This is a genomic window from Actinobacillus lignieresii (assembly GCF_900444945.1).
Classification (GTDB): Bacteria; Pseudomonadota; Gammaproteobacteria; order Enterobacterales; family Pasteurellaceae; genus Actinobacillus; species Actinobacillus lignieresii.
The window spans coordinates 411,405-437,601 of sequence record NZ_UFRM01000001.1 but is presented as its reverse complement, the minus strand read 5'-3'; the positions used below and the strand labels follow the sequence as shown (position 1 = coordinate 437,601).

23 protein-coding genes are annotated in these 26,197 nt (G+C 42.3%); 21 read left to right on the top strand and 2 right to left on the bottom strand.

The window, feature by feature from the left end:
- The 18 genes from DY200_RS01985 to DY200_RS01905 all read left to right on the top strand — a co-directional run bounded on the left by DY200_RS01985 (position 1) and on the right by DY200_RS01905 (position 19,278).
- Positions 1-306, top strand: a complete 306-nt coding sequence (locus DY200_RS01985; RefSeq protein ID WP_115586717.1) for a putative phage tail assembly chaperone — start codon at positions 1-3, stop codon at positions 304-306.
- Between the two features lie 56 nt (positions 307-362).
- The gene (locus DY200_RS10890; protein ID WP_425320818.1) at positions 363-491 is read left to right on the top strand and encodes a DUF6890 family protein; all 129 of its coding nucleotides are present in this window, start codon (positions 363-365) and stop codon (positions 489-491) included.
- Positions 492-503: 12 nt separating this feature from the next.
- On the top strand, positions 504-2,963 hold the full coding sequence (locus tag DY200_RS01980) for a phage tail tape measure protein (RefSeq protein ID WP_115586716.1): 2,460 nt from the start codon (positions 504-506) through the stop codon (positions 2,961-2,963).
- Entirely contained in the window at positions 2,960-3,292 is a 333-nt protein-coding gene (locus tag DY200_RS01975; RefSeq protein WP_115586715.1) for a DUF2590 family protein, read from the top strand. Before DY200_RS01980 ends, DY200_RS01975 begins: the two co-directional genes overlap by 4 nt.
- Entirely contained in the window at positions 3,292-4,458 is a 1,167-nt protein-coding gene (locus tag DY200_RS01970; protein WP_115586714.1) for a baseplate J/gp47 family protein, read from the top strand. Before DY200_RS01975 ends, DY200_RS01970 begins: the two co-directional genes overlap by 1 nt.
- Positions 4,454-4,981: a phage tail protein gene (locus DY200_RS01965; protein WP_115587961.1), complete on the top strand. Its 528-nt coding sequence runs from the start codon at positions 4,454-4,456 to the stop codon at positions 4,979-4,981. The genes DY200_RS01970 and DY200_RS01965 overlap by 5 nt, the downstream gene beginning before the upstream one ends.
- A gap of 20 nt (positions 4,982-5,001) precedes the next feature.
- Positions 5,002-7,149, top strand: coding sequence for a putative phage tail protein (locus DY200_RS01960; protein WP_115586713.1), 2,148 nt, complete (start codon positions 5,002-5,004; stop codon positions 7,147-7,149).
- A gap of 8 nt (positions 7,150-7,157) precedes the next feature.
- Positions 7,158-7,790 carry a DUF4376 domain-containing protein gene (locus DY200_RS01955; protein WP_115586712.1) on the top strand — a complete coding sequence of 211 codons (633 nt, stop codon included), beginning with the start codon at positions 7,158-7,160 and terminating at the stop codon, positions 7,788-7,790.
- Positions 7,780-8,040 carry a DNA helicase UvrD gene (locus DY200_RS01950; protein WP_115586711.1) on the top strand — a complete coding sequence of 87 codons (261 nt, stop codon included), beginning with the start codon at positions 7,780-7,782 and terminating at the stop codon, positions 8,038-8,040. Before DY200_RS01955 ends, DY200_RS01950 begins: the two co-directional genes overlap by 11 nt.
- A complete protein-coding gene (locus tag DY200_RS01945; RefSeq protein ID WP_115586710.1) occupies positions 8,030-8,794 on the top strand; it encodes a hypothetical protein in 765 nt (254 codons plus the stop codon). Before DY200_RS01950 ends, DY200_RS01945 begins: the two co-directional genes overlap by 11 nt.
- Positions 8,795-8,840: 46 nt before the next feature.
- Positions 8,841-9,446 carry a baseplate complex protein gene (locus DY200_RS01940; protein ID WP_115587960.1) on the top strand — a complete coding sequence of 202 codons (606 nt, stop codon included), beginning with the start codon at positions 8,841-8,843 and terminating at the stop codon, positions 9,444-9,446.
- Positions 9,446-11,047 (top strand): hypothetical protein, encoded by a 1,602-nt coding sequence (locus DY200_RS01935; RefSeq protein WP_115586709.1) that lies wholly within the window; start codon positions 9,446-9,448, stop codon positions 11,045-11,047. The genes DY200_RS01940 and DY200_RS01935 overlap by 1 nt, the downstream gene beginning before the upstream one ends.
- A gap of 573 nt (positions 11,048-11,620) precedes the next feature.
- Entirely contained in the window at positions 11,621-12,712 is a 1,092-nt protein-coding gene (gene proB, locus DY200_RS01930; RefSeq protein ID WP_115586708.1) for a glutamate 5-kinase, read from the top strand.
- Positions 12,713-12,724: 12 nt separating this feature from the next.
- Positions 12,725-13,498: a TSUP family transporter gene (locus DY200_RS01925; protein ID WP_115586707.1), complete on the top strand. Its 774-nt coding sequence runs from the start codon at positions 12,725-12,727 to the stop codon at positions 13,496-13,498.
- Positions 13,499-14,131, top strand: a complete 633-nt coding sequence (nth, locus tag DY200_RS01920) for an endonuclease III (RefSeq protein WP_005597404.1) — start codon at positions 13,499-13,501, stop codon at positions 14,129-14,131. It abuts the gene before it with no gap.
- A gap of 209 nt (positions 14,132-14,340) precedes the next feature.
- Positions 14,341-15,645: an acetyl-CoA C-acyltransferase gene (locus tag DY200_RS01915; RefSeq protein WP_115586706.1), complete on the top strand. Its 1,305-nt coding sequence runs from the start codon at positions 14,341-14,343 to the stop codon at positions 15,643-15,645.
- A gap of 9 nt (positions 15,646-15,654) precedes the next feature.
- Positions 15,655-17,772 (top strand): 3-hydroxyacyl-CoA dehydrogenase NAD-binding domain-containing protein, encoded by a 2,118-nt coding sequence (locus DY200_RS01910; RefSeq protein ID WP_115586705.1) that lies wholly within the window; start codon positions 15,655-15,657, stop codon positions 17,770-17,772.
- A gap of 90 nt (positions 17,773-17,862) precedes the next feature.
- Positions 17,863-19,278: a YdgA family protein gene (locus tag DY200_RS01905; RefSeq protein WP_115586704.1), complete on the top strand. Its 1,416-nt coding sequence runs from the start codon at positions 17,863-17,865 to the stop codon at positions 19,276-19,278.
- A gap of 82 nt (positions 19,279-19,360) precedes the next feature.
- Here DY200_RS01905 and DY200_RS01900 read toward each other — a convergent pair whose 3' ends face one another.
- Together DY200_RS01900 and fdhD are read right to left on the bottom strand one after the other, a co-directional pair.
- Positions 19,361-20,293, bottom strand: coding sequence for an AEC family transporter (locus tag DY200_RS01900; protein ID WP_115586703.1), 933 nt, complete (start codon positions 20,291-20,293; stop codon positions 19,361-19,363).
- A 1-nt stretch (position 20,294) separates the two neighbouring features.
- Complete coding sequence (fdhD, locus tag DY200_RS01895; RefSeq protein ID WP_115586702.1) at positions 20,295-21,101, bottom strand: formate dehydrogenase accessory sulfurtransferase FdhD; 807 nt, start codon at positions 21,099-21,101, stop codon at positions 20,295-20,297.
- Positions 21,102-21,518: 417 nt separating this feature from the next.
- Here fdhD and fdnG point away from each other — a divergent pair, with 417 nt between their 5' ends.
- Genes fdnG through DY200_RS01880 form a run of 3 tightly spaced genes read left to right on the top strand, consistent with a single transcriptional unit; the run spans position 21,519 to position 26,141 of the window.
- Positions 21,519-24,578 carry a formate dehydrogenase-N subunit alpha gene (gene fdnG / locus DY200_RS01890; protein ID WP_115586701.1) on the top strand — a complete coding sequence of 1,020 codons (3,060 nt, stop codon included), beginning with the start codon at positions 21,519-21,521 and terminating at the stop codon, positions 24,576-24,578.
- On the top strand, positions 24,578-25,477 hold the full coding sequence (gene fdxH, locus DY200_RS01885) for a formate dehydrogenase subunit beta (RefSeq protein ID WP_115586700.1): 900 nt from the start codon (positions 24,578-24,580) through the stop codon (positions 25,475-25,477). The genes fdnG and fdxH overlap by 1 nt, the downstream gene beginning before the upstream one ends.
- On the top strand, positions 25,470-26,141 hold the full coding sequence (locus DY200_RS01880) for a formate dehydrogenase subunit gamma (RefSeq protein WP_005604570.1): 672 nt from the start codon (positions 25,470-25,472) through the stop codon (positions 26,139-26,141). The genes fdxH and DY200_RS01880 overlap by 8 nt, the downstream gene beginning before the upstream one ends.
- Positions 26,142-26,197 lie beyond the last annotated feature (56 nt).

Sequence of the window (26,197 nt, the reverse complement as noted above, 5' to 3'; positions counted from 1 at the left end):
ATGGCAGAAGCAAAAAACATTTTAGAGCAATTAGGCATCACGACTAAAAATAGCGTGACAGTCACATTAAACGGCAAAGTGGAATTAACATTCGTGCGTGATGATGCTGCTTATGACGCATTCTTAAATGAATTCCGTGAAGACAACAAACTCACACCGGCGAAAGATTATTTGCAGGCGATTGTTGCACCAGATGACCGTGAGACGTTACTCACGCTCTTACCGTACAGCGATATTGCAATGTCGTTACTGAAAGAAGTGAATACGGCATTCAAACCCAAATTTGAGCTAAAACTAAAAAACTAGCCGAAAGGGTAGAAAACATTGAGCGCAATGGCTTCTCGCAAGTGATTGCGCTCAGAATGCATTATCTACCCTTCGCTGATAACAGCGAGACAAATTTAGCGCGTGCGCTCTGGTTACATAAAAATTATTTCGATAATTTAGCCAACGCCACCACAAATGGAATTAGCCAAGCCCTAGGAAGTTAAGATGATTACATAGTGTCACAAACTCTTGATTACATTATCCGCCTAACCGATCAGATGTCGGGCCCATTAAAGGGCGTGATGAAACAAATTGATACGCTGGGCGCAAAAGGCAAAAAGGCGATTTCCGATATCGGTATGGGCGCTGCGGGTTTATTTGGTGCAGGCATGGCGATGAAATCCGCCCTTGAACCCGCTATCGAATTTAACAATATGATGGCGAATGTTGCAGCCGCAGGTGTGGAAACCTCTGGCTTGCAAAAAGTGAAAGAGTTCGCCCTTGAATTCTCCTCTGAATACGGCATTGCTGCGGCAAATGTGGTGGATTCAACGAATGAAATTGCTCGTGCTATTGACGGTTTAACCGACAATGAGCTGATTTCTTTCAGTAAAGGCTCAAATATCTTAGCGAAAGCAACAGGCTCAGATGTTGCAGAGATGGGATCTTATCTCTCAACAATGTACGGCATTTTCCAACAAGAAGCCGACAAAATGGGCAAGTCGAAATGGGTCGAGATGATGGCAGGTCAAGCCACGCTCACGGCGAATATGTTCAAGTCATCGGGTAAATCGCTTTCAGACGCATTTACTAACTTGATGGCAACAGGTCAAGCCAAAGGCGTAGCGATGGCCGAACAATTTGCGGTTCTAGGTAACTTGCAAAGTGTGATGCCAGGTGGGCAATCGGGGACGAAATATGCGGCGTTCTTAAAAGGGGTCGGCTCAGCGCAATATGGTAAGAAGGCGCTAGGTCTCGACTTTATGGACGAAAACAAGCGTATGCGCCCAATTGTTGAAATCTTAAGACAAATTCGGGGCGCTTACGGCGATACGATCGATGAAGTCGAAGCTCGTAAGCTACGTGATGCATTCGGCACGGACGAAGCGGTTAGTGTTATTACTTATCTCTTACCGAAAATCGATCAGCTTAAAGACAATATTAGCGAAATTGGCGATATTAAAAATTTAGATGATGCCGCAAAAATTGCAAAAATGGTGACTTCACCTTGGGAGCGATTAGCGCAAGTCATTAATAACGTCAAAATTGCAATTGGCACCGCCGTGCTAAAAAAACTTGAGCCAATTATTCATAAAATTGCAGACTGGGGCGCAGGTATCGCCGAGTTCTTTAACAAATATCAGAATATCGCACGTTGGGCGGGATACATTGCACTTGCCGTGATTGGGTTCGGCGCACTTGCCGCATCTATCACCGTGCTATCGGGTGTGATTGGGTTAGTCAAAGTCGGTGCATTAGCGTTGCTTGTACCGTTTAAATTAATCGGCTCAGTGTTATTAGCAAGTGTAAGTGCACCGCTGGCGATGTTAGCGAAATTGGCAACAGCGCTATCAAGCATTCTGTTGCACCCATTAATCGCATTAAAAGCACTCGGCAACGGCGTGTTAGCGATCTTCGCTCCGCTTAAAAACGTATTTTTATCTATCGCAGGATTATTTAAGGGATTCTACGGCGCACTGTTGAAAGGTGTGAGCATTCTGCGCTTAGCGTTCGCAGCAGGCCCGATTGCCGTATTCCAAACGGTATTTTCAGCGGCACTTACCGCAGTGAAAGTCGGTTTCTTAGCGCTTTTTAGCCCAATGAGCTTATTTGTGGCCGCATTAATCGGGATTGGGGTATTTATTTATAAGTATCGCAATAATTTTGATGATTTCTTTGCGGGTGTGAAAAAAGGCTTCGGCACATTTTCAGAGCATTTAAGCCCGCTTTACCGAGCGTTCGATATGCTGAAAGCGGCGTTTAGCCGAGTGATGGAAACTATCGGGCGCATTACAGGCAATTTAGGTGGCGCAACGGACGCAGCGGAAACATTCCGCAGTGTTGGCGAGACGGTAGGCGCATTGCTTGGTGTGGCATTTGAAGCGGTAATTGGCGTAGTAGAGCTGATTGCGATCGGTATTAGTGGCTTAGTTGATGTATTTGCAGGCGTTACAACTGCGATTCTTTCACACTGGGACGCACTCGTTACAGCGTGGACCAATAATGATTGGCTTGGCTTGCTGGGCGAAGGCTTTAAGTTACTTGCAGATATTGCAATTTCAGTCTGGGAGGGTATCAAAAATACATTCCTGGGCGTGGTGAACTGGATTATCAGCAAATGGAATGCCGTCTCAAACACGCTAGGGCTTGGCATCGAAATTCCACTGATCGTAAACGACAGCCAACTCAAAAATTTAGATGTAGGTAAGTCATCGTTTATGAGCACTACAAATATGATGCTGAAAGCGGCAAATGTTGCCACCGTGCCAGCAAGCAATACACAACTACCCGCTTCTGTTCAGCCAAACGGCGGGACAGTGAAAACAGGCACAGCGGCATCTTATGTAAGCACTAATAAACAGAACGTCACTTACACCAATACTTATCATTTTAACGGCATTACGTCCGAGAATGTTGTTAAACAAGTAAGTGCAGCAGTAATGCAACAGCAACACGACAATAATCAACTGAAATGACGGAAAAGCTATATTTAGATTTACTCATTACCGATGGGGATATAACGCTAGATAGCGGAAATATCCCCACTATTTGCGATAACAGAGTATCTATTGCGCAAGATATTAAACATGCGCTAATGGAAAGCGGTTTAGTTACGGCATTAATCGCTGAGCGCTCGCCCGTGCTACGTAGCGATATTTTTTTGCAGATGATTTTGCTCGCTGAAGAAGATGAGCGATTAGTACCAGGCACGATCGCTATCGAAGAAGAGAAACTCGGGAAATTATGGCTTACTGCTGAGACAGTAGATTTTGGACAAATAGACGCACTGGAGATAAGTTATTAATGAGCGAAGAATTTAAAGAACTGCTGATCGATCAGGGTTTGCCCGTTGAAGAAAGCGAAATTAAGCAACAGTTTGAAACGCTAACAGAAGAAGCGGGATTAATTACCAACACGAGCAAAATGTCTCCATTCTGGCGCTTAGTGACTGCAATTGCCGTCGCCCCCGTGAAATGGCTCACGGACGTGCTGATCGAAGGTATCTTGCCAAATTTATTTGTGAAAACTGCAAGGGGTAAGTGGTTGGATTTACTTTGCTCAGCAGTTGGCATTGAGCGATTACTCGCCACAAAAGCCGAAGGGTATATCACTTTTACAAAAGAAAATGCAGATATATCGATTCGAGTCCCAGCGGGCACTATCGTACAAACAGAGCGAATTAACGATATTACATACAAATTAATCACTCAGTTTGATGACGACATCCCCGCAGGAAAAACAAGTAAAAACATCAAAGTCATTGCCGAACAAACGGGAGCGGATTTTAACCTTGCTGATGGGTACTACAAAATACTCCCTGTTGCGATTAACGGTATCAAGTCTGTAGAAAACCAGACGGATTGGTTGCTATCGCCAGGCACTGATAATGAAAGTGATGAAGAACTAAGAGAGCGTTATCGAGTGGTTTTTTCCAGTGTTGGCGATCATCATATTGATAGCGTGTATCGAGCATTGGTAGCGAAAATTGCAAAGCTCCCTGTAGATCGAATTTACTTTTTACATGACGCACCGAGAGGCGCAGGAACAGCAAATATTTATTTGTTATTGGATACTGGCGTGGCTGCGCAAGCATATATCGATCGTATTAATCAATATTTAATGAATGATGGTTATCACGGCCATGGCGATGATATTAGAGCATTCCAAATGCCAGAAGTAGATTGCGATATTAGTTTAAGTGTTTATTTCTCTAATGAAGAATTAGATGCCGTACAAAAACAAGAACTCTTATTCAATATAGCGCAAATGATCCGCTGCGCATTTAGAGAAAATAACAATTATACCGTTACGAAAACTTACCCTTATAGCCGTTTTTCTTGGTCAAAATTAGGTGAAGAAATTCATGAGCAATATCCTCAAGTTAAGTCTTTAAATTGGGGGCAAGATGACGTAATAACAGATCTATCAATCCCTAGAATTAAACAATTGCAGGTGCGTGAAGATGATTGAGATTAAATTACCTTTTTGGATGAATAAAGGTGAGCTGAATAAACTGGCTACACTTTTCAAAAAATGGTGGGATTTAACGTTTAAAACGCTCGTGTTCCCTTTTCAAATTTTTGATGAAGAGAATTGCCCTGTTTTTATTTTAAATTTAATTGCTTATCAGCGTGATATTAATCGATTCGATAATGAGCCATTAAGTTTATATAGAAAACGGGTTAAATACGCCTTTATTAACGCAAAGGAAGCAGGCAGCGTAATTGGTTTTAAAAATATTTTCGAACGTTTAGAGATAGGGAAAGTAGAAATTAAAGAACGATTTGAAGGGCTTGATTTCGATATTATTCACTTAATTTTAACCGACGGACAATTATCGCAAAACGATCAACTGATTTATGAAATTATTCGTAAGTACGGCAGAACTTGTCGGCGTTATTCGTTTTTGACCGAGAACACCATAGAAATTTATTTGCATTATGCAGAATTTGGTCACACTTATTACTGTGACGAACTTGAAATAAAATTATAACAAAAAAGGATATTAACATTATGACAATGTTAGCCAGTTCAGATTTTGAAAAATATGTTGCACAGCAAACAGCAAAGAATCAACCGGTAGTTTTTGACCAAATGATTTTTTGTAATATCAGCGGATTAACTGCTGATAACTTGCATCGTTATTTAACGATGCCGACAGAAATTGCACATCGTGTAGATATTAGCCGTGCCGGCTATATTGACGAAAATAAAGTTGTGTACTCTGCTGTACTTGGTTCAAATGTCGGAGATTTTGAATTTAACTATATTGGATTAATCAATAAAAGTGAGAATATCCTAGCTGTTGCTTGTTTTACCGATACTATTAAAAAACGTAAAAATAAAGGTAAAACATACGGAAACTCAATGACCCGTAACATGATCTTACATTTCACTGGCGCAAAAGCATTAACACAAATCAATGTTGCCGCCGAATCATGGCAAGTGGATTTTACTAATGAGTTTGTAACCATTAATAACAAATTTGAGATCGTTAACAATCAATTTGAATATATTAAATCTCCTGTGGGGTTTAATGCAATTGGTCAATGCGAATCAATCGCCGAACTCCGCACAATTGAGCCAACAGAAGACAATCAGCGCATTTTAGTGCGTGGTTATTATGCCGGCTCAAATGTGGGTGGTGGGGAGTTTTATTCGGATTTGAATGATAAAACGACCGCTGATAATAGTGGTACTGTGATTGTGACAACAAATGGGCAAAGATGGAAACGAGTTTACCAGCAAATTACACCTTTCGATTTTGGAGCATTTGGCAATGGGAAAAACAATGACACCGAAGCCTTTAATGCACTAGAAAAATTAAAAGTGAACTATGTTAATTTATTAAATGGAGTCTATTTTGTTGATGCCATCCCTAAAGTGAAAATTTACTTTAACGGTACATTTAAAACTAAAAAAGATACATTAGATTTAACATTAGATTTATTAAACTCTAATGTAACTGTGACAGTAGGGAATCAAGGAGATTTCGCAACAATTAACGATGCTATATCATATTTGACCAATAATTTTTCGAAAAAAACTCATAAAGTGGGCGATAGTACAAATTCATCCAAGTATACTCCCGATAGTTTGTCGGCAACAATAAAAATACTTAGCGGTTTTGTAATGCGTGAGCAAGTTATTTTAAGACAATCAAAACTAGGCTGGATAAACCTGATCGCAGAAGACCCTGAGGTCATTATTAGTCGGGAGTCTTTGACTAAAATTGCTTACTTTGAGGGTACATCTTCCGAGATGTATCCAGCATTTTATGCCGGAGATAATTCGGAACAGTTATTACTGGCTTGCCGATTTAAAATGGATGAAACAGGCGATGGCACAAACAGACATGGATATGTCTGTAACAGAAACTCCACCGGTCATATTTGGAGTAATTGCGGTATCAATAATGCCGGTGGTTATGGTTGCTTTGCTCGAGAAGCAAGCACAATTAGTTGTCGCATCACCTATTTTGAGGGCGCTGGAAAAAGCGGTTACGCTGCTGCTGGAGCATCAAAAATGAACGCACAAGGTGGACGTTGTGCTGGTTCTCATGATGGAGTATCAGCATTTGGTTGCTCAATTATAAATTTTGAAAGAGGTGTAGCAGATAACTGCAAAAATGACTCGATTGTCTGCTTATCGTCTAGTGCAATCGGGTGTGACTACGCAGAGCTGAACAACGCTAATCGATATGGCATCAGATGCCAAGAAGGCGGAAGGGTCGGAGGATATCAAATAAATATCCAAAACGCTAAATCCGTCGGAATTTACTGCTTAGGAGGAAGTGTATCTTTCACAAAAGTTAATTTAAATGATTGTAATCAAGGCATACTGGCAGATAGATGTGCGATAGTGACAGTTAATCAATCAAGCATCATAGCGAAAAGTAAAGGTATACATGCAAAAAACGGCTCAAAAGTGGACGCATCTGACTCATCTGTGATTTGTGGGTCAGAATTTTCAGTTAATGCTAATTTTGGTTCTTCTGTAGTCGTAACTAATGTCGACTGTAGAAGCAATCGTAACTCAGACGGTCATAATGACCTTCAGTTCTCAAATGGGAGTTTTATATCTGCTCGTGACGCAAAAGGCGGCATTGCAAATGGCTTGTTGTTTAATCAGTTATATCAAAATGGTGCTGTTTTTAAGTAGGTGGATATATGTATTTTTATGACTTAGATAAAAAATCATTTCTGATTGAAGAGATTAATATTATACCCGATTTGGCTTTACCTATTAGCGAAGAACAATATAAACAATTTACCGAAGGTTTAGAAAACGGGTGTGAAATCATCTTTGAAAATAACATGCTTACATTAAGCAAACCAAAACCGGGGATAGCTTATATTTTTAACGGTAAAAGCTGGGTGCTAGACAAAGATAAACAACAAAAATTAATCAACGAACATAAACAGCACGTTTGTCAATTAATTAACGCTAAGCGTGATTATTGCGTAAATGGTGGCGTCTATATCAAACAAATCAATAAATGGGTAGATACAGACAAAACCGGTCAAGATAACTTAGTGCAAATCAAAGCTGATTTTGACTTAAACGGCAAAGAGCAAAGATTTAGTTTAATCTGTGCAGACAATACAGTTTATCTACTTGATTTTAATGATTTTATTGCAGTTTGGAATGCCGTGCGAGATTTGAAAACAAGTATGTACGAAAACGCTTATATGCATAAAGTGCTATTACAAAATAGCGATAACCCGATAGATTATGACTGGTCTATCGGTTGGTCAAAAACTTACGCAGAATTTTTAGAGGAAAACAAAAATGAAAAATAAATACTTATATCATTTATTGATTGCTCTTGATCAACTCGTTAACGCAATCTTTGCTGGAGCAGCAGACGAAACAATCTCAAGTCGTTGTTACCGTGGTGCAATCTTAGCAAAGGAACCGAAACTCAAGTGGAGCATTGCTTATAAATGTGTGAATGCTCTATTTTTTGATGCTGCGCACTGTAAAACGGCGTATCAGAGCGAGATTAATCGCAAACAATATCCGCAGGGGTTCGGCGAGAATGTGGGCTAAGAAGAAAATAGCATTACCCGCATCGGTTCGCCAAGCATTAGCAGATAATCAAAAGGGGCGTGCTACGCCCCTTAATTTTACGCTTACTGGGGTGAAAATTGGGGTGCACAATTGGTCGCACGGTGTGCAAGAAAAATCGAACAAGTATTTATCGCCCGAAAATGCCGTCAAAGCATTCTTTTCAAAGCTCACAGATTACAACGACACAAACCGCCCAAGCGGTACGCAAGACGTAATTTGCGTGATGGTAGCTTCGCCGACTTCTGATGATTTTGTGCAAAAAATATCAGCACTTGCTGAGCTATTGCCCGAACCGACTTTTAAACAGGCGTTAGATTACGCAAAGGCATCGGCAACGATCGAACAGACGAAGATGGTAAAAACAACTGCGCTTGCTTCGCCCGCATTTGCGAAAGAGGCGGATATTACGCCTCAATCTGCACGCACGTTGCAAGGCGTAATACGCAATGCTCTCGCCACAGCGAGTGCAACAGCATCAAGCGGCATGAGCGATATTATCAATGCGCTCAAAGCGAAAAAGGTTGAACGAGATCGTAAAAATAACGAGAAAACTGACCGCTTGTTATCTGCTTCTGCAGAAACTTACGTATTCGAAATGCAGGCAGAATTGACGCAGGTCGCAATGCAGTTGCAAAACGGCGTGCCCGATGCAAGCAATGTGTTTACCGCTGCCGTGATGTTTATTGGCAAAGACTTAACAAACTTAAGGGGGATGATTAATGGGTTGGATTAGTAGCTATTTACGCGAATCGGCACGAGATGCACAAGATGAACTGCCAATGCAGGGCAAGCAGAAGCGTTTGCCGTCTGTGCAACTATCATTAAATGGTTCGCCAATTTATATGCACAACTTCCAGGCGACAGCAAGCATGAATCGTGAGGAAGAAGATATGAGCGGCCAAGAAAGTTCAACGAAGCGCAGTGATAAGGGAGTAAAATCAAAGGAACTGCGGGTAAATGGATTGATTCCGTATCGTGAAAAAGAATGGCTAACGAACATTTTCAAGCTTGCGGAAGCAACGGATAAAAAGGGCGAGCAAGTCAAATATCGTATCAGCAATATTACCGCCGAAGCGGCGAATATGCGTGAAGGGGTATTTAGTGGCGAAGTGTCGGCTAGTGAAGACTATGTGCTGGGTTGGAATATCAACTTTACACTAAAAGAGGTTAATTCTGTTAGTGAGAAAAAAGCCAAGCAGAAGAAAAAACCGAAAGCGAAGGTGCAAAGCGAAAAAGCAAAAGCATCGACTTCTTCGGCAAGCGCCACGGTATCAACAGCAAGTCAGAGCGCAGCAAAAACAACGCAAACCACAGCAACAGACAGCAAAACGAAAGAAATTGATGACAGCATTTGGGCTAAAATCAATAATGGAATCGGCGATTAGTGAAAATCATTAAGACAGTGCTACTAGATGGCACAGAAGTTCCGTTAGCAAAAGAACAAATTATTCTTGAGCTGAATAACGCTGGCCGTGGCTATATCACTGTAGAAACAGAAGCGGAATGCACCGGGAAAGCGGTGGTATTTGAGCTCGGTGAGCATGACGACTATTACAAATGGTTTGACGGCTACGTAGAAAGCGAACAATCAGCACAGCCAGGCTACAAAAAATTATTGATTAGAGAGCGTGCGGCAAAATTTGAAAAACCGCTTAATTGTTCGCACCGACACATCACGCTAAAAGAGCTTGCGGAGTGGATTACTCATCAGACGGGCATTGTGTGTAAAGTGCCTGATAAAGCATATTCAACCGAACCGATTGCGCAATTCGCGCATAGCGGTAGCGGTTATCAGCTTCTGACGAATATCGGCCGTCAGTTCCAAATTCCGCATTTTATCTGGCAACAGGCGGCAGACGGTTCGGTATTTATCGGGAGCTGGCTAGATAGTCAGTGGGCAACATCTCCCGTTGAAGTCGATCATGACAGTACTCTGCATCAAAGCGGTAGCCGAATTACACTCCCGATTTCTGCAGCAATTCGCCCGGGCGCATTAATCAATAATAAGCGCATTCAGAAAGTAGAACTGAACGGCGATAATTACTACTTAGACTGGGAAGAACTGGACGAAAACGGCAAGCCAACGCAAACAAACGCAGAGCGCCGTCAGATTGAAAAACAATTCCCCGAGTTAGCAGGCGGTTATCACTTGCCGAAGCGTGGTAAAGTCGTTTCTATTTCCGACCCATCTAGCGCTGGGGATTTGAATAACCCGTTCCGCCCCAAATATGCGGTAGATGTACAGCTACTGGATGAAAACGGTAATGATGATTCTAGCGTGCCAGTTTACAATGCCGTGCCGTTGCCAGTGACGAGCCCGTCATCGCAAGGCGGTGATTTCTGCTATCCCGAAATCGGCACGATTGTTGAAATCGGGTTTCATAATGGGCGCAGCGATCAGCCGTTCGTGCGTTCGTTTTCTGCAGAAGGAAAAACAATGCCCGCAATTGCGCCAGGGGAGATGTTAAGGCAGCAACGGCCCGAAGTGTTTGAGCGCACCGACCAAGCGGGCAATATGCACAAAGAGACAGACCAGACGATCAGCGAAAAGAGCTATCAGCGGAAAATCGAAACGGACAGCGAACATAAAACGCTAGGCACAGCAACGAAAGACGTTGATTCAGATAATACAGAAACAGTAGGCGGGAATAAGAAAACGCACGTTATCGGTAATATCGAAGAAGTAACGGCAAGTAATAAAAACGTTGGTGTAGGCGGTAATCTTGAACAACATATCCAAGGCGTATCAAAACAGATTTCTGATGCGAAAAATGAACTCATTGCCCCGCTTTCTCACGTGGGGACAGCAGGTCAGAATATTTTCAGAATACTGGAATCGCTACTACAGATTACGGCGGACTTAGCAAAAGCCGTAGCGGAACATAATCATAACGGTGGCCCTACTCCATCAAATAAAAGCACTATGCTCACACTGAGCAACAGTGCAACAACAGAAAAAGGCAAGCTCACGCCAATCATCGCATAACTAAAGCCCGCAATTGCGGGCTTTTTTGTGCGTGTTGCTTGTAAGTTAGCTTGTAAGTTAGCTTGTAAGTTACCTTGTAAGATTGCTATCACGTAAACGAAATACGTACGCGTCCACGCCACGTAAAACGCACTCACCCACCTGCAAAATTTTTATATAAAATTGGTTGTTTTTCAGTTAAATTTCACTTAAAAACACGTGTGAAGCCTTATGTAAAGCCGATCTGTAAGAGGGATCAAATTGTAATAATTTCAGTTTATTTCAGTGTTTTTCACGTAAGAGCGATCTAAGCGTTTTGTTTGATTTGTCGTAAACAAAGGTGTACCAATGGTTTGAGCGGGTTTTACGTGGCTTATTTTGCAATTTGAAATTTACAAAATAATAAAAAGCGATCTAAAATCAAAAAAAGTGACGGTAAAAAGCAAATCAAAACAGCCACTTTGTCGCCACAAAAAACAAGTAAAAAATATAACATATTGAAAACAAAGGACATTCCTGTGAAAACAGTTATATTTACGATTTTAACAAATAAAAGTGATACTTTGGTGTTAAATTTTTTATCGAGATAAGACTATGCAAAAGACGATTGTAATTAAATTTGGTACCAGTACTCTCACGCACGGCGGAAAAAGTTTAAGCCGTCCTTATATGCTGGAATTAGTTAAACAAATTGCTCAACTTCATCAACATCATCGAGTAATTGTCGTCACCTCCGGAGCCGCGGCAGCCGGCAGAGATTATTTAGGTCATCCCGAGCTTCCCAAAACACTCGCCTATAAACAAATGCTTGCTGCAGTCGGGCAAAGTCAGCTAATCCGTACCTGGGAAAATTTATTCGATATTTACGGCATTCATATCGGGCAAATTTTATTAACCCGTGCCGATATTGATGATCGCGAACGTTTTTTAAATGCGCGCGATACCTTAAATGCCTTGTTGGAGCAAAAAATCATTCCTGTGATCAATGAAAACGACACGGTTGCCACCGAAGAATTTAAAGTCGGTGATAATGACAATCTTTCCGCATTGGTTGCGATTCTAGCGCATGCCGATCAACTTTATCTTTTAACCGACCAAGAAGGCTTATTTGATTCCGATCCGCGTTCAAATCCGCAAGCGAAATTACTGTCCGTCGTGGAAAAAATCACGCCTGAAATCCGCCAAATGGCGGGCGGTAGCGTCACCGAACTCGGCACCGGTGGCATGAGTACTAAAGTTACCGCCGCCGATATTGCTACGCGTTCCGGTGTCGAAACCGTTATCGCTTCAGGCTCTCGTGCAAACGTATTGGTCGATTTAGCTAACGGCGAATCCATCGGTAGTAAGTTTTTAGTACAATCCGACCGCTTGGAAGGTCGTAAACAATGGTTATTCGCCGCTCCGCAAGTCGGCTCGCTTGTGGTGGATAAAGGGGCGGAAGCTGCATTATTACAACATAAATCATTACTGCCGGTCGGTGTTTCCGAGATTAACGGCGTCTTTAGCCGAGGCGAAGTAGTGAAAATTTTTAACCAAGAAGGTAAAGCGCTTGCTTTGGGGCTTGCTCGTTATAACAGCGATGCGTTAATTCGTATTAAAGGAAAAAAATCGAAAGAGATTGAATCGCTGCTCGGTTATGAATTCGGTTCCGTCGCCGTACATATTGATGAGATGGTCATTTATTAAAAAAGGATATTTATGGAACTTTCGTTTGATGTTTTAGCGATGTTATTCACGATAGCAACGATCGCCGGCTTTATTGATGCGATAGCCGGCGGCGGGTTACTCACGATTCCCGCTCTGCTTTCCGCCGGCATACCGCCGACTATGGCGCTCGGTACCAATAAATTACAAGCCTGCGGCGGCTCGTTTTCCGCTTCGCTTTATTTTGTGCGCCAAAAAGCGGTTAATCTCAGACAAATTTCCCTATTGATTCTATTGACCTTTATCGGTGCGGCTTGCGGTACAATCTTCGTGCAAATGATCGATGTCAATTCACTTAAAATGTTATTACCTTTTTTAGTGTTAATTATCGGCGTTTATTTTCTATTTAGCCCGACGGTCGGCGATGAAGACAGAAAACAACGTATCAGTTTTCCGTTATTTGCCTTTAGTGCCGCCGCCGGTATCGGTTTTTATGACGGTATGTTCGGACCGGCAACCGGTTCGTTTTTTACCTTAGCCTTTATCTTATTACTCGGCTTTAATTTACCGAAAGCGGTCGCTCATGCCAAAGTACTGAACTTTACCTCTAATTTTGCCTCACTCATCTTTTTTATGTTGGGCGGTGCGATTTTATGGAAAATCGGTTTTATTATGATGATTGGTCAATTTATCGGCGGCACTTTAGGGGCGAGAATGGTGGTAACCAAAGGTAAAAAACTGGTACGTCCGATGTTAGTTACCATGTCATTTCTTATGGTAATCAAAATGTTATACGAACAAGGATTCTTATCTTTTCTAGGAATATAAATGAATCAAGCAAAACGAATTGAAATTTTAACCCGTTTACGCAATGAAAATCCGCATCCGACCACGGAGCTGAATTACAGTAATCCGTTTGAATTACTGATTGCGGTTATTCTTTCCGCCCAAGCAACCGATAAAGGGGTAAATAAAGCGACCGATAAATTGTTTCCGGTCGCTAACACGCCGCAAGCCATTTTAGATTTAGGCGTGGACGGTTTGAAGGAATATATTAAAACTATCGGGCTTTTTAACAGTAAAGCGGAAAACATCATCAAAACCTGCCGTGATTTAATTGAAAAACATAACGGCGAAGTGCCGGAAAATCGTGAAGCCTTGGAAGCGCTTGCGGGTGTCGGGCGTAAAACCGCAAACGTCGTACTCAATACCGCCTTCGGTCATCCGACCATTGCGGTCGATACGCATATTTTTCGCGTATCCAACCGTACCGGATTCGCTCCCGGTAAAGACGTAGTCAAAGTGGAAGAAAAATTACTTAAAGTCGTCCCCGCCGAATTCAAAGTGGACGTACATCATTGGCTAATTTTACACGGCCGTTACACCTGCATTGCTCGCAAGCCTCGTTGCGGTTCTTGTATTATTGAAGATTTATGCGAATACAAAGAGAAAAGCGAATAACTATTCTCTGTCTTGCGTAACAAGCGGTGATATTTTCCCGAGGTTTTGCAAAATATTGTGAAAATATCATCGCTTGTCGTATATCATTTCACTCTGCATAACTTTAGCATTCGTGCGTAGTTCTTTTCTTATGCTTAATCTATTTTCAAACTAACAATGCTACAATGTTATTTTCCAATTCCGACTTTCCACTCGATTAAGGACAAATCATGCCGAATCAGCAGTTACTGACAACCAAAGGCGAGCGTGTTGCAATTGTATCCGGACTGAGAACACCGTTTGCGCGTAAAGACACGGGCTTTAAAGATGCTTATGCGACCAGTCTTGGTACGATGGTAACCAACGAATTACTTAGCCGCACGGCGATTGAACATCACGAAATCGAACAACTGGTATTCGGGCAAGTAATTCAACAACCCGATATTCCGAATCCGGCACGAGAAATCGCCTTGGCACTGAATATGCCAAAACTGCAATCTTACAGTATCAGTAGCTCCTGTTTATCCGGCTTGCAAGCGATTGCCAATGTCGCCGGCAGCATTGTCAGCGGTTCGATTAATGCCGGTATTGCCGGCGGTGCCGACTCGATTTCAAATGCGCCGTTAAGTATCAGTCCTCGAGTGATCTATAAATTAAAATCCATTTTTAGCGCGGAAACGCTCGATGAAAAATACCGCCGTTTTCGCCGCTTTTCTTGGCGCGATCTGAAACCGCACGGGGTAAATTTACGTGATTTCACCACGCAAATGTCGGTAGCGGAAGTTTCCGAACAAATGGCGCAGGATCACAATATCAGCCGAGCGGAACAAGACGAATATGCCCGATTGTCCAATCAAAGAGCGTCCGATGCTTGGAAAATCGGTTTATTAAAAGAAGAAGTGATGCCGTCTTTTCCTCGCCCTTATAAAGATTTTGTCGTTTCGGATACATTAATTTCCGCGGCAACTCGAGCAAGCTATTACCAACGTTTCTCGCCGATTGTCAATAAAGAATATGCCACCGTCACCGAAGCCAATATGCCTCAACCGATGGACGGAGCCGCCGCCGTGCTGTTAATGAACGAGTCGAGAGCTAAAGCACTCGGTTTAATGCCGTTAGGCTATATTCGCAGTTATGCGATTACCGGGAACGATATTTGGCAAGATATGTTCGCCGGTGCAACCATCGCCACCGCGCAAGCGTTGGATCGCGCCGAATTAAGTTTGTCCGATATGGATTACATTGATATCCACGAATCGTCCGCCAGCCAAATATTAGCGAACATTCGCTTTTTCGAATCGGACGACTTTGCAAAAAAACAGCTAAATCGAACCGCTTGTTTAGGTAAAATCGATATGGATAAACTTAATCATTTAGGCGGCTCCATCGCTTTCGGCAATCCTCGTGCGGTAACCAGTTTGCGTACCGTGATTCAGTCACTCTATGCGCTAAAACGTAAAGGCGGCGGTATTTCATTAGTCGCCTCCGGCGGTTTAGGCGGCTTAGGGGCGGCAATGGTATTAGAAAGCGAATAAGGACAATCCATGACAGAACAACCCATTCAGCAACCGATGTTTCAAGTCGAAGTAGATGAAAATCGGATTGCCATCATTCGCATTCACTCTATTGATAATGATGAAAACTGGCTTCCCGAAAATTTTGCCGGCGAATTAAGAGAAGTTATCGGTACGCTGATTTATCGTCAGGTACAAGGTGCGATTTTTATTTCGACACGGGCAAATCATTTTATTCAGGGCTTAAAACCGAGCCTTTTCAAAAACAAGACAAATGAGCAATTACTTGCTTTTTCCCAAGATGCGCAAGCGATTATGCGAGAGTTAAATACACTGAAAATGCCGATTGTCGCCGCTATCGACGGGAATTGCTTTAGTGTCGGTCTGGAACTTTCCTTAGCTTGCGATTACCGTATCGCCAGTGATGAATCGCATACTTTCTTTGCGATGCCGCAAGTCCGTTCCGGCTTATTACCTTTTGCCGGCGGTACGCAACGTTTACCGCGTTTAATCGGTTTACGTTCCGCGCTACCGTTAATGTTATTCGGCGAAAAAATAACTGCCGAAACCGCCAAAGGATTGGGTTTGGTTGATCGATTGGTGCCTAAAACTCGTCTTTTAACCGATGCTTATCAACTCTTACTAGAGAAGAAAATTCAAAAAGCCAATCATAAAAAACCACTTACTTTCTTTAAAAAATGGCGTAAGCAAATCGAAGGTAATCCGTTCTTACGCGAAAAATTGCTTGATCGTACGGAAAATGCGATTTGGCTTAAAACGTTCGGCAATTACCCTGCGGTTGCCAAACTGATGGAACTACTCAAAGAGCCGCACTTTAAACAAGGGTTAATGCTCGAACAACAAGCCTTTGTCGAATTGTTTAATAGCGCAACCTCACGAGTATTAATCGAATTAAAGAAAACCGAACGGGCAATGAAGGATAAATATCGTATTCGAGGTAATGTACGTGATATCGCTCAAGTCAGTATTTTAGGTTCGGGCTATATGGGCACCGGTATTGCTTATTTAACCGCCAACAATGCTAAAGTACCGGTTCGCATAAAAGATATTCATCCGTCGGAAATTCGTAAAGCCTTACGTACCTGCTTTGAATTAATGCAAAAAGCAACGGATAAAAATCAGCTTAATCACGGTGAAATGATCCAACGTATGAATCTGATTACCGGCGGAGAGCGATTAGTGGCGGCAAAATCAACCGATTTTGTGATTGAAGCGGTGTATGAAGATCTCAAACTTAAACAACGGATGTTAGCCGAAAGTGAAAGCTACTATAGTGAACAGACCATTTTTGCAACGAATACTTCAACCTTTGCGATTAAAGATATTGCGGCTTGTGCGATTCGTCCGGAAAACGTAATCGGGCTACATTATTTCAGCCCGGTTACCACGCAAAAAATGGTGGAAATCATACCGCATAGCGCAACCGGCGAACATACGATTGCGACGGCGATTCATTTTGCCATTCAACAAGGCAAAATCCCGTTGTTGGTTGCCGATAAGCAGGGCTTTTTTATTAATCGAGTTTTAACGCCGTTACTGCTTGAAGCGGTACAATGTTTAATTGACGGCGAATCGATTGAATTTATCGATCGTTCGTTACAAGAATTCGGTTTTAAATTAGGCCCGCTTGCCATGATCGACGAAATGGGGCTGGATGTATTGGTCAAATCGAACTCGGCTTTAGTCAGCGAATTAGGCAGCCGTTTCAGTTTGCCTCAAGCGGTTGATTTATTGTTCCGAAATGAACGTAAAGGCTGTAAAAACAAACGCGGTTTCTATATGTATGATCGCTTCGGAGAACGTTTACAGGAAGATAAAAGCATTTATCACGTGATGGAAACCATTGCCCGTAACGATTTGGAATCCGAACAGATTGTCCGCCGTTGCCTGTTACGTATGCTCAACGAAGCGGCTTGGTGTTTACAGGATAAGATTATCGCCTCGACCGACGAAGGTAATGTCGCTTCCGTTCTCGCAATGGGCTTTCCGGAGTTTCGAGGCGGTATCTATGCCTATATCGAAAAAATCGGTGCAAAAGAAATCGTACGGCAATTACGCTTACACACTAAACAATACGGTAAACGTTTCGAACCTTGCGAATGGCTAATCCGACAAGCCGAACAATAAGATACTTGACTAAAAAACCGGACTTTTACAATCGTCCGGTTTTTTATTAGAATCTAGCTATCGTTCCGCGCTTTCTTTAAGGATTCTATAATGAAAAAATCAACAATGGCATTGTCCGCGATTGCGGTATTAGCCGCTGTGACGACCGGCGGTGCATGGTACACCGGTAATCAAATCGAACAACGTTATCCTGCCTTACTTGAGCAACTTAACGACAGCTTAAAAGGTTTAAATCTTTACGGCGTAAACGCCGAGATTAGTGAGGTGAAACTCGCTAAAGGCGTTTTTAGTTCCGACGTTCAATATAACGTGAATATTAAAGACGGAGAAAAAACCTTTACGTTTAAAGGCAACGATAAAGTTTATCACGGTCCTATCCCGCTAAACCGCTTATTAAAAGGTAATCTAATGCCAATGTTATTAAGCGGCGAATCTCGTCTTTCCGCCGTTGATGAGCATATCAAAACCTATTTTGCCAATCATGAAATTTTGGTTGCGACCACGAATGTAAATTACGCCGGCGAAGTCGCCGGTAACGCGACGTTGAATCCGGTCAAATCCGAAACCGTCGAAACCTCAAAAATTCATTTTGAAGGCGACTATACCGGTTTCGGTAAACAGAAACTCAATGCGGATTTTATTAAAATCAAAAGTCAGGAAAATGACGAGAAAATTGAAATTACCGATTTAAATTATGATGCCGACTATATTAAAGATACGAAATATCCCGAATTAAAAGGCATCGGCGATTACCAAATTTCATTTAAAAAACTTGCCTTTGCTAACGATAAAAATCGGATTGTAAACCTCAATGAGTTTACCTCTAAAGGTACCAGTAAAATAGCCGACGATCGTATGCTAAGCAGCGGTAATTTTTCGATTAAAACGGATTGGACCGAAAGTAACAAAACTGCGGATTTAGGTAAATTCCAAGCGGATATCGCAATGGATATTGATGCCAAATCGTTTAATGAATTAATGTTACTGTCGGATAAATTGGAGAATGAATCGCCGGAAGTAGAACAACAGATTCAATCGGTCGTAATGGCATTGGTAAGCCAAGCACCGAAATTAAAAATCAGTGAGCTTTCGCTTGAAAACGCTAAAGGTAAAAACACCTTCAACCTTAACTTGGATTTGGATAAATTTGATATCGCCCAAATGTCACAAGCGGGTTCTATTCAAGAGATGTTGAAAATCTTTAAGCCGTCCCATTTAAACCTCAATTTAAATCTTGCGGCAAGTGAAGAATTTGCAACCCAATGGCTATCCGTTTCAGCGGAAGATTACGTCGGCACGCCGGAAGAGAATGCAAAACTGCTGGTACAAGAATTGACGAACTCCGCACAACAATCAGCTTTGGCAACCGTTGATGCCGAGAATATTAAAACCGCACTGAGCATTGAAAACGGCAAAGTGATTTTAAACGGCAGAGAGGTTTCGGAATCGGAATTGCAAATGGCACTATTCGCCATTATGTTCGGCGCCGGCAGCTTAGGTCAGTAACAACTGAAAAGCCGTAAACAAGCGGTCTGTTTTAGAAAAGTATTTGCAAAATATTTCACAAAACAAACCGCTTGCTTTTGCCTTAAAGCCACTGATATAAGGCAATAATCAACGGCATCGTGAATACACAAAGCAAGGTGGTTACGCCGTAAATCGCACTGGCTTTTCTTGCATCTTGCTTATACACCACCGCCATTTGGGTAACGGTTGCCGCCGAAGGACTGGTAGTTGCTAAAAAGCTAATCATCGCAATAGTCGCGCCGTTTTCCGCCACCCAACTGCCAAAGTCGAACGTTTTCACAATCACTAATAAAATCAGCGGGATAAAAATCAAACGAAGAAACGAAACCAGATAAATACGCTTATCCGCCATAATCTCTTTAACCGGAATCGATGCAATCAACATTCCCGCCACTAACATCGCCATCGGTCCGATCATATCGCCGAGCCAAGCCAAAGTACCGCCAATCACATTCGGCAATTTTATTTGTAACAGGAACAACAACATACCGATCACAATCGCAAGAATATTGATATTGGTAACGATCTTCTTAAACGACACTTCGCCCTTACCGCACAATAACATCCGTAAATGCGACCAAAACAAGAAATTCTGTACCACCATAAAACCGGTGGCATAAATCACCCATTCATTGCCAAATAGCGAAGCGACCAGAGGAATAATCAAATTTCCAGAATTGGAATAAATAGCGGTGGCGTGTTCCAAATTACTTAATTTGAAAATCGGTTTTAATATTTTGCCGATTAAAATCAGCAAACCGCTTAACAGAATCGCCATACCGAAAGACAGATATAAACCGTGTAGAATGGCTTCCGAATATTCGATTTGAAAAGCAGTAATCAACATAGATGGGCTAATAATATACAGCCCGATAACCGAAATCGGATAGCTTTGTTCCGAAGTCAGCAATTTCAGCTTCACCAACAAATAACCAAGCAACACAATGATGGTTAATTGAGCGATTTTCTCTGCTAATAAGAAAGCGATTTCCATATTATGCATTCTCCAAGAATAAACGTTTCTCTCCGGAATACACAGTCGCTTTTCCTTTGCGAGTAAAAGCGCTCAAGGTAAAATCATGCGCCTGTGCAATTTCTACCGCTAGTGCGGTTGTTGCGGAAATTGCACATAACATTTCAATTCCGACCGCCAAACATTTTTGCACCATCTCAAAACTGGCGCGGCTGGTCACAAACACAAAACCGAGCGGTTTACCCGCTTTCGCATACCAACCGATCAATTTATCCAACGCTACGTGTCTGCCGACGTCTTCTCGAATTGCAAGCAATGCCCCCTGCGGAGAAAAAAATGCCGCCGCATGGCTTGCACCGGTTTGTTGAGCCAACCATTGCGCTTGCTCGAGTTGCTGTAAACAAGCATCGAATATTTGCGGATTTACCGCTTGCAAGCGGTCGTTTTTTTGCAAAAATTTGCAACTTTGACTGACTTGTTCCAACTGCTCTACCCCGCAAATTCCACAGCCAGTTCTGCCGGTCATCGAACGGCGCTTTTCTTTCAATGCCACAAATTGGCGAGTAGCGATCTCCATTTGTACTTCAATGCCGTTGCATTGCTCAATCACATCCAAGCCGTATAGCTCTTGTTTATCGGTTAAAATACCTTCCGCCAATGAAAAACCTAATGCAAAATCTTCCAAATCTTGTGGAGTCGTCATCATTACCGCATGAGAAATCCCGTTATATACTAATGCCACCGGTACTTCACAAATAAGGTTTTCTTGAAATTCGGTCGTAACAAATTGCTGTAATTTAACCGCTTGTGTTTGTGTGATTATATTCATCACTTATCCTATCTTTAATACGCTAATACCATATTATTTATTTTACAATTTTTTTATGAATAGAAATATATAGGTTTTATTACAGTCTATACTCACTTTATTTTTCGCACAATAAAAATCATTCTCATTAATTAACATTTTTTTAACATTTTTGCGATTTTTTCTTGTATTTACTAGGGAAAAATTGTTAAAAAATTGAAAAAAGCCTTATAAAATTTTCTGATTCTGATACTATTACACCGAATATTTAAGTTATATCAAATCCAGTGTAAATAATGCTGTTTTTACTTACGATGAGGTATGGCTTATTATCTTTAAAGGTAAATAATAGCCTTTACTTTAAATGTATTGCGATGCAGTTAAAGTGTTGGTTATTTACATTAATTTGTGGTTAATGTTCTATTTTTAGGAGTGATTATGCAGATCTCAAGACGTAAGTTCTTTAAGGTCTGTGCAGGTGGTATGGCGGGTACTTCTGCGGCGATGTTGGGCTTTGCCCCGGCAACCGCATTGGCAGCCCCGCGCGAATATAAACTTTTGCGTGCAAAAGAAACTCGCCAAACCTGTACATACTGTTCTGTCGGCTGTGGTATGTTGATGTATAGCCTCGGCGACGGTTCAATGAATTCAAGAGGAAAACTTTTCCATGTGGAAGGCGATCCTGACCATCCGGTAAGTCGCGGCGCACTTTGTCCTAAAGGCGCAGGCGTATTAGACTATGTAAACAGTCCGAATCGTTTACAATATCCTGAATACCGCGCGCCGGGTTCGGATAAATGGGAACGAATTTCTTGGCACGACGCGATTCATCGTATTGCAAAATTAATGAAAGAAGACCGTGATGCGAACTGGCAAGATGTCAATGAAGAAGGTACAGTCGTCAATCGTTGGACTACTACCGGTTTACTTTGCGGTTCTGCAACAAGTAACGAAACCTCTCTTATCTCTCAGAAATGGGCGCGAGCACTCGGTTTAGTTGTTATTGACCAAGTAGCGAGTACCTGACACGGACCAACGGTAGCAAGTCTTGCTCCAACATTTGGTCGCGGTGCCATGACAAACCACTGGGTGGATATCAAAAATGCGGACGTAGTGGTAGTAATGGGCGGTAATGCCGCTGAAGCTCACCCTGTCGGTTTCCGCTGGGCAATCGAAGCGAAAAAACAAAACGGTGCGAAGTTAATGGTGGTTGATCCACGTTTTAACCGTACGGCATCCGTTGCGGATTTCTATTCTCCGATTCGTTCCGGTACGGATATTACGTTCTTATCAGGCGTAATTAAATACCTACTCGATAACGATAAAATTCAACACGAATACGTTAAACATTACACTAACGCAAGTTTCTTAATCAACGAAGGTTTTGGTTTTGAAGACGGTTTATTTACCGGTTACGACGAAGTAAAACGTAGCTACGATAAATCGACTTGGACTTATCAGCTTGATGAAAACGGTCAGCCGAAACGTGATATGACGTTACAAGATCCGCGTTGCGTTATCAATTTATTGAAAAAACACGTTGAACGTTATACACCGGAAATGGTGGAGCGTATTTGTGGTACTAAACAAGACAAATTCTTAGAATTTGCGCAAACTATCGCATCAACGGCTACGCCGGAAAGAACGACAACATTCTTATATGCGTTAGGTTGGACACAACATACTGTCGGTTCACAGAATATTCGTACGATGGCAATTATCCAATTGCTATTAGGTAATATCGGTATGGCAGGCGGCGGCGTAAACGCATTACGCGGTCACTCGAACGTACAAGGTACGACAGATATGGGCTTATTCCCTCATATGTTACCGGGTTATATTCCATTACCGACGGAATCGGATACGACGCTTGAATCGTTCTTAAACCGTATTACACCGAAAACAGCGGTGGAAGGTCAGGTAAACTACTGGCAAAACACACCGAAATTTATGGTGAGTATGTTGAAATCGTTCTATGGCGATAAAGCGACTAAAGACAATGAATTCGGTTATCACTATTTACCGAAACAGTTGAAATACCGTTTAGATCATTTCCGTTTTATTGACTTGATGGATCAAGGTAAAGTCACAGGTTATCTCTGCCAAGGTTATAACCCGTTAGCGTCTTACCCTGACTCGAACAAAATTTCAAGTGCGTTACGTAAATTAAAATTCTTAGTCATTATGGATCCGTTAGCGACCGATACGTCGGAATTCTGGAAAAACCATGGTGAATTGAATGATGTGAATCCGGCGGAAATTCAAACCGAAGTATTCCGTTTGCCGAGTATTTGTTTTGCGGAAGAAGACGGTTCGATTGCAAACTCAGGTCGTTGGTTACAATGGCACTGGAAAGCATCGGAACCACCGAAAGAAGCAAAACCGGACGTAGACATTCTTGCAGAAATCCGTGAAGTGATGATGGAAATGTATCACAAAGAAGGCGGTAAAGGCTTAGAAAGCTTTGAAGCGATGAGCTGGGATTATGCAAATCCGCTCGAGCCGAAAGCGGATGAAATTGCGAAAGAAAATAACGGTTACGCATTAGAAGATCTGTACGATACCAACGGTAACTTAGTAGCGAAAAAAGGTGATTTACTTTCAAGTTTCGCATTACTTCGTGCTGACGGTTCAACCTCTTCCGTTTGCTGGATCTATACCGGTCAGTGGACGCCAAAAGGTAACCAAATGGCAAACCGTGATAATTCCGACCCTTCAGGTTTAGGTAATACGTTAGGTTGGTCGTTTGCATGGCCGCTCAACCGTCGTATCGTATATAACCGAGCTTCGGCGGACTTAACGGGTAAACCGTGGAACCCTAAACGTCAGTTACTAAAATGGAATGGTAAGAACTGGAACTATATTGATGTAGCGGACTTCGGTACTGCGGCACCAAATAGCCCTGTAATGCCGTTTATCATGACAAACGACGGTGTATCGCATTTATTTGCACCGCAATTGGCTGAAGGACCGTTCCCGGAACACTATGAACCGATTGAAACGCCGATTGGCACGAACCCGTTACATCCGAACGTGGTTTCAAACCCGGTTGCGCGTATTTTACCGAGAGATAAAGATCGCTTCGGTACGGCGGACGAGTTCCCATTCGTAGGAACGACATATCGTTTAACCGAGCATTTCCACTGGTGGACTAAGCATTCGCAACTAAATATGATTGCGCAGCCTGAGCCGTTTGTGGAAATCAGCGAACAACTTGCCGCACTGAAAGGTATCAGCCATGGCGATACGGTAAAAATTACTTCAAAACGCGGTTATATTAAAACCAAAGCGGTAGTAACAAAACGTATTAAACCGCTTATGGCGGACGGTAAAGAAATCCATACGGTCGGTATTCCGATTCACGGCGGATTTAAATCGGTAGGTAATAAAGGTCATCTTGCTAATAAACTTACAGGTCGTGTAGGTGACGGTAATACTTTAACGCCTGAATATAAAACATTCCTTGTGAACATTGAGAAAGTTTCGGAGGTGGCATAATGTCAGCAGTTCAAGACCAAAACATTATTAAAATCTCAGCAACTTCCTTCGTCACGCCACCGCCACAGGCGCGTGATAATGTGATTGAAGTTGCAAAACTTATCGATGTTTCGACTTGTATCGGTTGTAAAGCCTGTCAAGTGGCTTGTTCGGAATGGAATGATCTCCGTGCGCCGCAAGAAGAATGCGTAGGGGTTTACGATAACCCTCGTGATTTAAATGCCGAACAATGGACGGTGATGAAGTTCAACGAAGTGGAAGAAAACGACCGCTTGGAATGGTTAATTCGCAAAGACGGTTGTATGCACTGTGCGGAACCGGGCTGCTTAAAAGCATGTCCGGCACCGGGTGCAATCATTCAATATGCTAACGGTATCGTGGACTTCCAATCCGATAAATGTATCGGTTGCGGTTACTGTATTGCGGGTTGTCCGTTCAACATTCCTCGTATGAATGACAACGATAACCGTGTGTACAAATGTACCCTTTGCGTGGATCGTGTGAACGTAGGTCAAGAACCGGCATGTGTGAAAACCTGTCCGACAGGTGCGATTCGTTTCGGTTCTAAAGAAGAAATGCTTCACTACGGTGAACAACGTGTTGCGGATCTGAAAAGTCGCGGCTACGAAAATGCCGGTATTTATAACCCGGAAGGTGTGGGCGGTACGCACGTAATGTATGTATTGCACCATGCGGATAAACCTGAATTATATTCCGGTTTACCGAAAGATCCGGGTATCGACCCGACAGTTACACTTTGGAAAGACGTCTTGAAACCGGTTGCGGCTATCGCAATGGGCGGCTTGGCACTTGCTGAAGTTGCACACTATGTAACTGTTGGTCCGAACATTGAAGAAGATGTTGAAGATCACCATGAGGAAGGAGAAAAACATGAGTAAGAAATTTGAAATTACGAATGATACCAAAATCGTTCGTCATAAACCGCTTGCCCGTGTCAGCCACTGGTTCTTGGTTATCTCGTTCTTCTTAACCATGTTTACCGGTGTGGCGTTTTTCTTCCCGGATTTCGCATGGCTAACCGAGATCTTAGGTACGCCGCAACTTGCACGAGCGATCCATCCGTTTACCGGTATTGTGATGTTTATCGCCTTTATTATTATGGCGATCATTTACTGGCATCATAATATCCCGGAGAAAAACGATATTCGCTGGGCAAAAGGGATTGTTGAAGTATTAAAAGGTAACGAACACGCCGTTGCTTATAACGGTAAATATAATCTCGGTCAGAAAATGTTGTTCTGGACCTTGATTTTGGCAATGTTCACCCTTTTAATTACGGGCATTATCATGTGGAGAAAATATTTCTCCGATAACTTCTCAATTCAAACTTTACGTATTGCGATCTTGCTTCACTCTGCTAGTGCCTTCGCATTGTTTACCGGTATTTTGGTACATATGTATATGGCATTCTGGGTGAAAGGTTCTATCCGCGGTATGGTTGAAGGTTGGGTAACCGTTCGTTGGGCGAAAAAACACCATCCGAAATGGCTTAAAGAAGAAGTATTACCCGAGCTTGAAAAACAAGCGAACAGAAATAACTAATTCTTTTTAAAGATACAAGTGCGGTAAACTTACCGCACTTTATTTTTAAATACTTG